Raw genomic sequence first — 12557 nt, forward strand, 5'->3', positions numbered from 1 at the left:
CCACCACTACCGGAACATCAGGGCTGTAAAAAAAATTTGTTCATTAAGCGATTCAGCCATCATTTATCAGTGGCCCTGATCCGATTTTTCAGCAGCAAGTCGTTGAAAAACGACAGTGAAATTTGAGTTAAGTCATTCTGCGGGGCGGTGGTCATGCCAGGAAAGTTCTGGAAAAAATTCGCAGCGCGACAAAAGTCGGTAAACTCCCGGTTTTGTCATTTATGCCATGTTGCAATCCCCTTCCTGATAAGAGGCGCAACGACCACTGACTCACGGCCAGTGCTACACTTTTCCGCTTTACCATTGATGAATCTGAGCTATGACCGCACTGGACGCTGCACAACAAAACAAACATCAGAGCCGCCTGAACTGGGGCACGCGCACCATCTTTTTGATCAATGGCTTAGGAATGTCAGCCTGGGCTCCGCTGGTGCCGTTTGCCCGCGATCGTCTGCAGCTCAGCGGCGCATCACTGGGCGCGTTACTGCTCTGTCTGGGTATTGGTTCGCTGGCCGCGATGCCGGTGACCGGCACACTGGTGGCGCGGTTTGGCTGCCGTCGGGTGATGTGCTTCTCTACCCTGTTAGTGCTGATGATGATGCCGCTACTGGCCACGGCTGACTCTCATCTGGTCATGGCGGCTGCGCTGATGCTGTTTGGCGCCGGGCTGGGCATGCTGGATGTGGCGATGAATTATCAGGCGGTTCAGGTTGAGCAGGCGGCGGATAAACCGATGATGTCCGGCTTCCATGGCTTCTTTAGTCTTGGTGGGATTCTGGGTGCGGGCACGGTCAGCCTGTTGCTGAGCCAGTCTTTTTCACCCCTGGCCGCCACGCTGGTGGTAATGGCAGTGATGTTGTTGCTGTTGCTGTGGCGACTGCCGGTCTTAATGAATGAACGCCTGCATCAGCCCGATCAACCCTGGCTGGTGATCCCACGCGGCTGGGTCGCGTTTCTTGGCCTGCTCTGCTTTATCCTGTTCCTGGCGGAAGGGGCCGTGCTGGACTGGGGCGCGCTGCTGCTGCTGCAGAACCCGGAGATGTCACCCGCCTGGGCCGGACTGGGCTATGCGGTGTTTTCCGTAGCGATGACGCTGGGCCGTTTTAGCGGCGATAAGATCATCCAGCGTTTTGGTCGCTACCCGGTGATGCTGACCGGCGCGCTGACCGCCGCCGCGGGCATGAGTCTGGCCGTCTGGCTGCCGTGGCCGGAGATCGCCCTGCTGGCTTTCCTGCTGGTCGGCTTTGGTTTATCTAACACGGTGCCGATGTTGTTCAATGCTGCCGGGAATCAACAGGATATGCCTGCGAACCTGGCGATTTCTGCCATGACAACGCTGGGATATGCGGGTATTCTCTCAGGTCCGGCTTTAATCGGATTCATTTCGCAATGGATCAGCCTCAGCGGCGCATTTTTAGCGATCGCCCTGTTGCTGTTAGCGGTAGCCGCCAGTGCGCGAAAAGTTGCGCAATAATTCAGGTACCTGACACGCTATGTTGTATAAGTTTCCACTGACCTCCGGCAACGTCACCCGCTTTTTTGTGGTTTTCAATCTGGTGCTCCTGCTGGCGCTGGGCTTTATGGTGCATAACTCGGTGAATGCCTGGCTGACCGGGAAGCGCTATGCCATGGACGATCTGGCACGTGACGTTCAGAAGCGCATTGATGCCTATCGCTTTGCTACCTGGCAGATCTATGAAAACCTTTCTACAAGTGCGGCAGGTGCAACACCCGGCAGTAACCTGCAGGAGACGCGACTGCGTCCCGACGTCTACTACCTGGAAAAAACCCGGCGTAAAACGGAAGCGCTGATTTTCGGCTCACATGACAGCAGCACGCTGGATATGACCATGCGGATGTCGAACTATCTCGACACGCTGTGGGGCGCAGAAAATCCCACCTGGTCGATGTACTTTTTAAATGGTCAGGACAATAGCCTGATTATGATCTCGACCCTGCCGCTGAAAGATATGGCGACGCGTTATAAAGAGAGTGCCATCAGTTCAATGGTTGATGGCCGTCGTGCTGAGATGTTGCAGCAGGCGAATGCGCTCGATGAGCGCGAGAGTTTCTCACCGCTGCGCCACCTCGCCTTCCAGAACGATCACTATTTCACGCTGCGTACCACCTTTAACCAGCCAGGCCATCTGGCCACGGTGGTCGCCTTTGATCTGCCGGTTAACGATATTGTTCCGCAGAACATGCCGCTGGAAAATTTCCAGCTGCGTCAGGACAGCTCAATGCCTGCCAGCAGCAGTGAACAGCAGGAGGTGGAAAATACCCGCATCTCACTGGTTAATCCCAATATCGAGATTACGGCCACCCTGCCCAGCACCTCGCTGCAGCTGGTTTATCAGGTGCCGATTGGCCGTCTGATTATCGACACCCTGCATAATCTGCTCTGGCCGCTGCTGATTAACCTGCTGCTGTTCCTGCTTTCACTGGCGGGTATCGTGCTGCTGCGCCAGCAGTCGCTGCGTCCCAGCGAGAACCAGAGCGCTGAACTCGATTCGCTGCGGGTATTGAATGAAGAGATTGTGGCCAGTCTGCCGGTCGGCCTGCTGGTGTATGACTTTGCCAGCAACCGCACCCTGTTGAGCAATAAGATTGCTGAACATCTTTTGCCTCACCTCAATCTGCAGAAGATCATTAATATGTCCGACCAGCATCAGGGCGTGCTGCAGGCCACCATCAATAACGAAGTGTATGAGATTCGCCACGCCCGCAGCGTGCTTTCGCCGCATACCCAGCTGTTTATGATGCGTGACCAGGATCGTGAGCTGCTGGTGAATAAGAAGCTGCAAAAAGCGCAGCAGGTGCTGGATCGTAACCATCAGATGCGACAGCAGCTGCTGCACAATCTGGGCCACGCGCTGAATCAGCCCCTGGAGAAGATGGTGACGCAGCTGGTACAGCTCAGCCAGCGTGATGCCGATGAGACCGTGCTGGACCTGCTCGATGAGAGTCAGGGGCTGGCGCGGCTGGTGGATGATATCGTGCTGCTGAACCGGCTTGAGGCGCACGACTGGTCACCCGATGCGACCGTCTTTAACCTGCAGGAACTGCTGGATGAGATCGCACTGGAAAGCCTGCCGCTGATGCGCCGCAAAGGGCTGTCGCTGGTGGTGAATAATCACCTGGCTAATGATGAGACGCGCTTTGGCGACCGTCGCGCCCTGCGTAAAGTGCTGACCACGCTGATGCACTACGCCCTGACCACCACCCGCTGGGGGAAAATCACCCTGGAAGTTAAGGCTGCGGACAAGCAGGCCGATAGATTGATTATCGAGCTGGTGGACACCGGTGCGGGCCTGACGGTAGATGAACTGGCCAATGTCGACTTCCCGTTCCTGGGCGATACCAGTCAGGATCGCTACGGACAGGCTTCTGGCATGGCGTTCTTCCTCTGTAAGCAGCTCTGCAAGCAGATGGGCGGCAGCCTGGATATCGTGGCAAAAGCGGATATCGGCACGCGCTACAACATGCAGTTGCCGCTGGTGCTGGAGCAGAAGCGCGAAGAAGAAGAGGAAAAAATTCTGGATGGCGTTACCGCGCTGGTGGAGATCACCGTGGAGGACGTACATAAAATTGTCTGCCGCCATCTGGAAAACTGGGGAGCGCGTTGTCTGACACCCGACGAGCGCATTTCCGGTCAGGATCACGATGTGCTGGTGACCGACGATCCATCAAAGCTTAGCGGCTGGGCACTGCTGCTGGCGGAAGATGAACTGGGGCACCATGCACTGAACGACCAGCAGTATCGGGTCAATTTCAATCTCAGTAATGCGCTGCTGGATGCATTGCTGGCACTGATAGAGAAGCAACTGTCGCATGATGTGATGGATAACGACACGGAAGACGACGCGGCCACGCCATTGATGAGCGGCGGCTATTTCCAGCTGTTTACGGAGACAGTACCGGTTGATGTGAAGAGGCTGTATACTGAGTCGGCGGAAAAGGACTACGCCTCGCTTGCTCAGACAGCGCATCGCCTAAAGGGCGTGTTTGCCATGCTCAATCTGACTCCCGGCAAACAGCTTTGTGAAGAGTTAGAACACCACATTAAAGCGTGTGACGATTCAAACATTACAAATACCACCAGTGATATTGACGCTTACGTCAATCAACTGCTGCAGCAAGGTAACCAATAAGATGAATAACTTAAACGTAATTATTGCCGATGACCATCCAATTGTCCTTTTCGGTATCCGAAAATCTCTGGAACAAATTGAATGGGTTAACGTTGTAGGTGAGTTCGAAGACTCAACAGCACTGATCAATAATCTGTCCAAGCTTGACGCCAACGTCCTGATCACCGACCTCTCTATGCCAGGTGAGAAGTATGGCGATGGTATTACGCTGATTAAATATATTAAACGCCACTACCCGGATCTCTCGATTATTGTTCTGACCATGAACAATAACCCGGCGATTCTGAGTTCAGTGCTTGATCTCGATATCGAAGGGATTGTACTGAAACAGGGCGCGCCAACCGATTTGCCAAAGGCACTGGCTGCACTGCAGAAAGGCAAGAAATATACGCCGGAAAGCGTTGCGAAACTGCTGGAGAAAATCAGCGCGGGTGGTTATGGCGACAAACGCCTGTCACCGAAAGAGAGCGAAGTGCTGCGTCTGTTTGCAGAAGGTTTCCTGGTCACCGAGATTGCCAAGAAGCTGAACCGCAGTATCAAAACCATCAGTAGCCAGAAGAAATCAGCGATGATGAAACTGGGCGTGGATAACGATATCGCACTGCTGAACTACCTGTCGTCTGTCAGCCAGACTCAGGTCGAAAGAGACTAAGTTACTTCCTGAGGCGGTGCAGCCTGCACCGCCTCGCCTCTGCCCTTTCCTGCCCTACCCCATCCGCGTTTTACGTACCCGATCAGCATAGATTGCCAGCGTCACTTTCAGCACATCTAACGTCACCGGTTTCGACAGGCAGTTATCCATGCCCGCATCCATGCAACGCTGTTTCTCTTCCGCCAGCGCATTCGCCGTCACGCCAACGACCGGGAAGAGATGGCCCAGCTGACGCAACCGCTGCGTCAGGCGATAACCATCCATATTCGGCATGTTCACGTCGGTGAGTACGATATCAATCTCATTACGACTCAGTACATTAAGTGCATCGACGCCATCCTGCGCAGTCTTCACCTGATAGCCCAGCGTGCCGAGCTGTTCCGACAGCAGCATGCGGTTAATCGGATGGTCATCGACAATCAGCACCATGATGTCATCGTTATGCACTTTCTCTTCTACCGGCGCGGCCAGCAACAGCGCATCTGCGGCGTCGTTGCCCAGTGCGATTCGATAGATGCGCGCCAGCAGCGCCGGAACCTCATGCAGCGTGGCGGTAGAGTGGATCCAGCGGCCAGGCTGACGTTCACGCGGCATATCCACATGCGATCCATCGAAAGTGACCAGTGCCCGCAGCGGAACATCAATATCCAGTTCGTAATCGGTCATCACCACATCGTCATGGCCAGGCTTACCGTTATACTCCGCGACCTGAATGCCCTGCTGCTGAATCTGACGCGTAATAAATTCCGCGAGGTACTCGTTACGCATCGCCAGCCAGATTTTCTTATCCTGTAAATCCTCCAGCAGCATCAGTGACGGCTTCTGGCCTTTGTAGATTGGAATACGCACAATAAACTGGCTGCCCATGCCTGGCTCTGAGTCGACCTCAATGTCGCCATCCATCATATTGATCAGCTTTTCACAGATCGCCAGTCCCAGCCCGGTGCCCTGGAAATTACGCTGCACGCCATTTCCCACCTGGAAGAAAGGATCAAACAGGCGTGGCAGCTCTTTAGCCGGAATGCCAACGCCAGTATCACGGACGCGGAATGCCAGATAGCCCTGCGCAACGTAAGCGTGGAGGATAATACAGCCCGTATGCGTGAACTTAATCGCGTTATTCAGCAGGTTAGAGATCACCTGCTGCAGACGCAGCGGATCGCCGTCCAGCACCTGCGGAACGTCATGTTCAATAAAGCAGTAGAGCGTAAGCCGCTTCTTCACCACCAGCGACAGATAGTTGCCGACGATGTGGGTCACGATTTCACGAGGTGCAAACGGACGCGGCTCAATTTTCAGCTGCTCTGATTCGATTTTTGAGAAGTCGAGAATATCGCTGATGATTTTCAGCAGCAGGCTGGAGGAGTTGTTCATCGCCGTCACCAGCGAGTCGATACCGCTGGGCAGCTCTTTGGTCTGCAGCAGATCGAGATTACCGATAATGCCATAAAGCGGCGTGCGCAGTTCGTGACTGACCGTGGCAAGGAACATCGATTTTGACTGGCTCGCCTGCTCTGCCGCGTGGGCCATCTCCTGCAGCGACTGCTCCATCCGCACGCGCGCCGAGACATCGACCAGCACGCAAATCGCCACGTTCTCATTACGATAGCGCGAATGCACGAAGCTGATTTGCAAATTGGTATTACTGCCGGTGAGCACATCGACAAAGTTGACCTGCTGCCCGCCAATAATCTCATTCAGCCGCAGGCGATCTTCCTGCGTCAGCAACGTCAGATAATTGTGCGCCAGCTCGTTACTCAGAATATTGGTGCCGTCGCTGGTGCGTAAAATACAGATCCCGACCGGCGCAGAGGCGACAATCTTACGGTTAAACTGCTCATGCTCTTCCAGCCGGTGCGCGTTCTCCTCCGCCGGCAGGAACATCCGGCGCTCAAACAGCCAGGCGAGGGTAAACAGTATAACGGCGCTGAAAATATTGAGCAGCAGCGCATTAATGATCATCAGCTTGAGCTGATCCACCATCACGTCGGTAGATATCGACCACACCACGTTAAGATCGGAAGGCGGCAGCGGCTTTTTCAGAACCAGCTGACGATAACCATTCAGGTATCCGAACCAGGTTTTATCATCAGGAAGACTATCGAGCGAGAAGCCCAGCCCGCCGCGCCGCGAATTTAGCAGTGGACGATAATTTTCATCGGTAATGGACGCGATAATCGGCAGGCTGCCCGGCTGAATAAACTCATCCAGACGGATATTCTGTTCGACGCCAAGCAGCGCCTGTAACTTATTAGCAACGTAGACGGGCACCACCATAAAGAAGGTTCCGACGCCTGGCTGAGCACTGCTGTTAATCCAGTACATCGGATTGCGGCGATCTTCTTCGCTGCTGTTGCGATAGCGCAGCACATTCTCACGCAGCGATTTCAGGCTGCGTTCCCGGTCAGCATTGCTGCTGCCAATCGTGAAGTCGGCCAGACACTGACTCTCGCCACCGATAAAGAACACCCGATTCAGCTCATACGATGAAGCGAAGTTACTTTTCCAGTAATTGATGTAATAACTGAGTGAATCGAGCGAGTTGCGCCAGGTATTGCTCATCGAGGTACAGTCGCCATCCGAAAACAGGGGCGTAAACTGCGGCTGAGATGTTTTACCTGGCATCATGCCGGTCAGCACATCCAGACCGCTGCTGGCGTTGGTTAAGCGGTTTTCGGTGATATATTTCAGCTCACGCATCATGTCCGCCGAATGACGCACATACCACTGTATGGTGCCGTAGTTGCTGGCAAACTCCTGCCGAACCTGCGTCTCTTTATTGTGCAGCACGCTGATAATGTAAAACGCAGTAAGAACGGCGCCCAGCGTCCAGATTAGCAGCGCCAGCGCGCGGAAAAGATAGCGCGAGATGCGAAGCGTAGTGCGGAAAGAGACAGGATATTTCAAAGGTAACTCGCAGTTGGCAAGGTTAGTCGCATCATCGATTTTTAATGCCCATACACTAGCTTTATCGGGCGTAAAAAGCCAGCCAGCCGCAGGCTTAGCGGGCGGTTTGGGAATCTTTTAAGACAGCCAAAGCAACATCTTTATCTTAGGAAGAAGTCGCCGCCTCTCCCCCTCAAACAAATGCACGCACACATCTCCTTAAAGCGACACCACAACCCCAACAAGAAAGGCCTGCTATGCCCGAAGAGCAAAGCGTCTGGCCCGCGATGGCGTGGCCGATCCGCATGGATGCGGGAACCCTTTGCGATCGGGCACAGCAGGCCTTGCGACGGCTCCCATCTGACAGCCATCAGCCAGCCATTTTCCCGCCCCGCCTCTAAGACCTCAAACAACACGCCCATCCCCTCAAAGCGACACCCAAATCCCACCAAGAAAGGCCTGCTATGCCCGAAGAGCAAAGCGTCCACGCCAGGGATGGCGTGGACGATCCGCATGGATGCGGGAATCCTTTGCGATCGGGCACAGCAGGCCTTTCGGCAGCTCCCGACTCACAGCCATCAGCCATTTTCCCGACCCGCCTCTAAGACCTCAAACAACACGCCCATCCCATCAAAGCGACATCACAACCCCAACAAGAAAGGCCTGCTATGCCCGAAGAGCAAAGCGTCTGGCCCGCGATGGCGTGGCCGATCCGCATGGATGCGGGAATCCTTTGCGATCGGGCATAGTGGGCCTTTCGGCGGCTCCCAACTCACAGCCACCAGCAACCAGCAACCAGCCTCCAGCCCTAAGCTCCCTGCTCCCTCCCCATCACACAAAAAAAACGGCAGGCCGGGTTTCCCCTGACCTGCCGTTTCTGCAACGAACCTCAGCTCACGCCAGACAAATTACTCTTCGTCTTCAGCCGCGTCGTCTTCGTCTTCTGCATCCGCTTCCGGCGCAATCTCTTCATCGTCGTTCTCTGCTTCCGGCGCGATATCTTCCTCGCCTTCCGCCACGCTACCGTCGATTGAATCCAGCTCTTCTTCTTCAACCGGCTCGGCAACACGCTGCAGACCCACGACGTTCTCATCCTCTGCGGTACGAATCAGAATCACACCCTGGGTATTACGACCCACGACGCTCACTTCTGAAACGCGGGTACGCACCAGCGTACCGGCATCGGTGATCATCATAATCTGATCGCCATCAACGACCTGAACGGCGCCAATCACCGGACCATTACGTTCGGTCACTTTGATTGAAATAACACCCTGAGTCGCACGCGACTTGGTCGGGTATTCGCTGTTGGCCGTACGCTTGCCGTAACCATTCTGCGTCACGGTCATAATTGCACCCTCTTCACGCGGCACAATCAATGACACAACGCGATCGCCTTCAGCCAGCCTGATGCCGCGTACGCCAGAGGCGGTACGACCCATCGCACGGACTGCGGTTTCTGCAAAGCGCACCACTTTACCGGCCGCTGAGAACAGCATCGCCTCATCGTTACCGTTGGTCAGCGCCACACCGATCAGCTCATCGTCGTCACGCAGATTCACGGCAATAATGCCCGCGCTGCGTGGACGGCTGAACTCTTTCAGTGCGGTCTTCTTCACGGTACCGAGCGCGGTCGCCATAAAGATATTAAAGCCTTCGGTATACTCACGTACCGGCAGAATCGCCGTAATACGCTCGTTGGCTTCCAGCGGCAGCAGGTTGACGATGGGACGTCCACGTGCGCCACGGCTTGCTTCCGGCAGCTGGTAAACCTTCATCCAGTAGAGACGGCCACGGCTGGAGAAGCAAAGAATCGTGTCATGCGTATTGGCGACCAGCAGACGATCAATGAAGTCCTCTTCTTTGATACGTGCGGCTGACTTGCCCTTACCACCACGACGCTGCGCTTCATAGTCGGTCAGCGGCTGATACTTCACATAGCCCTGATGCGACAATGTCACCACAACATCTTCCTGATTGATCAGGTCTTCGATATTAATGTCAGCCGTGTTGGCAGTAATCTCTGTGCGACGCTCATCACCGAACTGATCACGCATCAGCTCCAGCTCTTCGCGGATCACTTCCATCAGACGGTCCGCGTTCGACAGAATGCGCAGCAGCTCAGCGATCTGCTCCAGCAGCGCTTTATACTCATCCAGCAGCTTCTCGTGCTCAAGGCCGGTCAGTTTCTGCAGACGCAGATCCAGAATCGCCTGAGCCTGCTGCTCGGTCAGATAGTATTGACCATCACGGATGCCGTATTGTGGATCCAGCCACTCCGGACGCGCGGCGTCATCACCGGCACGTTCCAGCATCGCTGACACGTTACCGAGATCCCACGACTGTGCAATCAGACCCGCTTTCGCTTCTGCCGGGTTTGGTGCACGACGAATCAGCTCGATGATAGGATCGATATTCGCCAGCGCAATCGCCAGACCTTCCAGGATATGCGCACGATCGCGCGCTTTACGCAGTTCAAAGATAGTACGACGCGTCACAACTTCACGACGATGGCGAACAAAGGCGTCCAGAATCTCCTTCAGCGCCATGATCTTCGGCTGACCCTGATGCAGGGCGACCATGTTGATACCAAACGAGGTCTGCAACTGGGTCAGTGAATAGAGATTATTCAGCACGACTTCGCCGACCGCATCGCGCTTGATCTCAATCACGATACGCATGCCGTCTTTATCAGACTCATCGCGTAGTGCGCTGATGCCTTCGACACGCTTCTCTTTCACCAGCTCCGCAATCTTCTCAATCAGGCGTGCCTTGTTAACCTGATACGGCAGCTCATGAATGATGATGGTCTCGCGGCCCGTTTTAGCATCGGCTTCCACTTCGCCACGCGCACGAATATAAATTTTACCGCGTCCGGTGCGGTACGCTTCTTCGATGCCACGGCGACCATTGATAATAGCGGCGGTCGGGAAATCAGGCCCCGGAATGTGCTCCATCAGCTCTTCAATGCTGATGTCTTCATTTTCAATGTAAGCCAGACAGCCGTTAATCACTTCACGCAGGTTATGCGGCGGAATGTTGGTTGCCATACCCACGGCGATACCGGAAGAGCCGTTCACCAGCAGGTTAGGAATTTTGGTCGGCAGAACTTCAGGGATCTGCTCAGTGCCGTCGTAGTTCGGTACGAAATCGACGGTCTCTTTTTCCAGGTCAGCTAACAGGTCGTGGGCGATCTTCGACATGCGAATTTCGGTATAACGCATCGCCGCGGCGGAGTCGCCGTCGATGGAACCGAAGTTGCCTTGTCCGTCCACCAGCATGTAACGCAGGGAGAAAGGCTGGGCCATACGTACAATGGTGTCGTAAACGGCGAAATCACCATGCGGGTGATATTTACCGATAACGTCACCGACGACGCGGGCAGATTTTTTATAGGGTTTGTTCCAGTCGTTACCCAGTACGCTCATCGCAAAAAGTACGCGACGATGAACCGGCTTCAGGCCATCACGCACATCGGGTAAAGCTCGGCCAACGATGACCGACATGGCGTAACCGAGGTAAGAATTTTTTAATTCTTCTTCGATATTGACCGGTGTAATTTCTCTCGCAAGGTCGCTCATGGAGCCGCTATCCCTCTACTTAATCCCGGATTTTAAAGGTGCGAAAGTATATCACACTGCAATGCTCTGGTGAACGCTAACCACCGATTTCACCCGCTTTTCCTTGCGCCTGAAAGGTGTGCCATCTGCGGTTAAGCGTTTATACTGTGGGCACATTTTGTCAGGAGTTACGATTCAATGAATGCACAACCGCAGAATCATCAGCAGAACGTCGATGCGCAGGAAATTGCCAAGTTTGAGGCCGTTGCCTCGCGCTGGTGGGATCTGGAGGGTGAATTTAAACCGTTGCACCGCATTAACCCGCTGCGCCTGGGCTATATCGCGCAGCATAGCAACGGCTTGTTCGGTAAAACCGTGCTCGACGTCGGATGCGGCGGCGGCATCTTAGCCGAAAGCATGGCGCGCGAAGGCGCCGTGGTCACGGGTCTGGACATGGGCGCGGAACCGCTGGCCGTGGCGCGCCTGCATGCCCTGGAGAGCGGAGTGACGCTGGACTACGTGCAGCAGACCGTTGAAGAGCATGCGGAGCAGCACGCCGGAAAATATGATGTGGTGACCTGCATGGAGATGCTGGAGCACGTGCCGGATCCGCGCTCAGTGGTTCACGCCTGTGCGAAGCTGGTCAAACCCGGCGGCGAAGTCTTTTTCTCTACGCTGAACCGCAATCCAAAAGCCTGGCTGCTGGCGATATTTGGTGCGGAATATGTGTTGCGCATGCTGCCGCGCGGCACCCACGACGTGAAGAAATTTATCCGTCCTTCCGAACTGCTGGGCTGGGTCGATGAAACGGCCCTGCGTGAACGCCACATCATTGGCCTGCATTACAACCCGGTGACCAACCGCTTCAAACTGGCTCCCGGTACTGACGTGAATTATATGGTGCACACCCACCGCGCCGTCTGAGTGACCCGCCCGCCTGAATCAGGGCGGGCATCTCCTCTTCTGCGCCCGTTCTCCCTGTGCCGGTCACAGCACTCACCGCGCCAGAGGCATTCTGATGTCTGCCAATAGGTTACATCATCCCGGCTCCATCCTCTTCAGCGTTACCGCATCCGATTCTCTGCTGACCAGCAACCCGCTAGCGGCTTTTAGCCATTTTTCATCCCTTTTCCTGCTGAATCCTGAGGATTGAATAAGAAACACGCGCCCGATCATAATAAGAAAAAAAAGTGTGATCTGGTTGACATGATGCCAGGCCTTACAAGGCGTGGGCTAAGAAATTTCGCAAGAATTACAACCCCTCCAGCCATCATTTTTTGCTCTTGTTAAGCGGCCGTAAAATACTAA

Annotated in this window: 6 protein-coding genes; 4 read left to right on the forward strand and 2 right to left on the reverse strand. The window is 54.8% G+C overall.

Annotated elements, in window-relative coordinates; genetic code table 11:
- Nucleotides 1-319: 319 nt before the first annotated feature.
- Genes ACMGGP_RS11830 through rcsB form a run of 3 tightly spaced genes read left to right on the forward strand, consistent with a single transcriptional unit; the run spans nt 320 to nt 4803 of the window.
- A complete protein-coding gene (locus ACMGGP_RS11830; protein WP_022625065.1) occupies nt 320-1474 on the forward strand; it encodes an MFS transporter in 1155 nt (384 codons plus the stop codon).
- A 19-nt stretch (nt 1475-1493) separates the two neighbouring features.
- Complete coding sequence (rcsD, locus tag ACMGGP_RS11835) at nt 1494-4151, forward strand: phosphotransferase RcsD (protein ID WP_010248389.1); 2658 nt, start codon at nt 1494-1496, stop codon at nt 4149-4151.
- Nucleotide 4152: 1 nt separating this feature from the next.
- Complete coding sequence (rcsB, locus tag ACMGGP_RS11840) at nt 4153-4803, forward strand: response regulator transcription factor RcsB (protein WP_009089068.1); 651 nt, start codon at nt 4153-4155, stop codon at nt 4801-4803.
- Between the two features lie 54 nt (nt 4804-4857).
- On the opposite strand, the gene rcsC is transcribed toward rcsB, so the two are convergent.
- Nucleotides 4858-7710, reverse strand: a complete 2853-nt coding sequence (rcsC, locus tag ACMGGP_RS11845; RefSeq protein ID WP_022625067.1) for a two-component system sensor histidine kinase RcsC — start codon at nt 7708-7710, stop codon at nt 4858-4860.
- A gap of 887 nt (nt 7711-8597) precedes the next feature.
- Nucleotides 8598-11270 carry a DNA topoisomerase (ATP-hydrolyzing) subunit A gene (gene gyrA, locus ACMGGP_RS11850; protein ID WP_498798467.1) on the reverse strand — a complete coding sequence of 891 codons (2673 nt, stop codon included), beginning with the start codon at nt 11268-11270 and terminating at the stop codon, nt 8598-8600.
- A gap of 177 nt (nt 11271-11447) precedes the next feature.
- Between gyrA and ubiG the strand changes: the two genes are divergently transcribed.
- The gene (gene ubiG / locus ACMGGP_RS11855; protein ID WP_010671459.1) at nt 11448-12173 is read left to right on the forward strand and encodes a bifunctional 2-polyprenyl-6-hydroxyphenol methylase/3-demethylubiquinol 3-O-methyltransferase UbiG; all 726 of its coding nucleotides are present in this window, start codon (nt 11448-11450) and stop codon (nt 12171-12173) included.
- The last annotated feature ends 384 nt before the right edge of the window (nt 12174-12557 follow it).

This window comes from Curtobacterium sp. BNK-1, from assembly GCF_048685235.1.
Classification (GTDB): Bacteria; Pseudomonadota; Gammaproteobacteria; order Enterobacterales; family Enterobacteriaceae; genus Pantoea; species Pantoea agglomerans.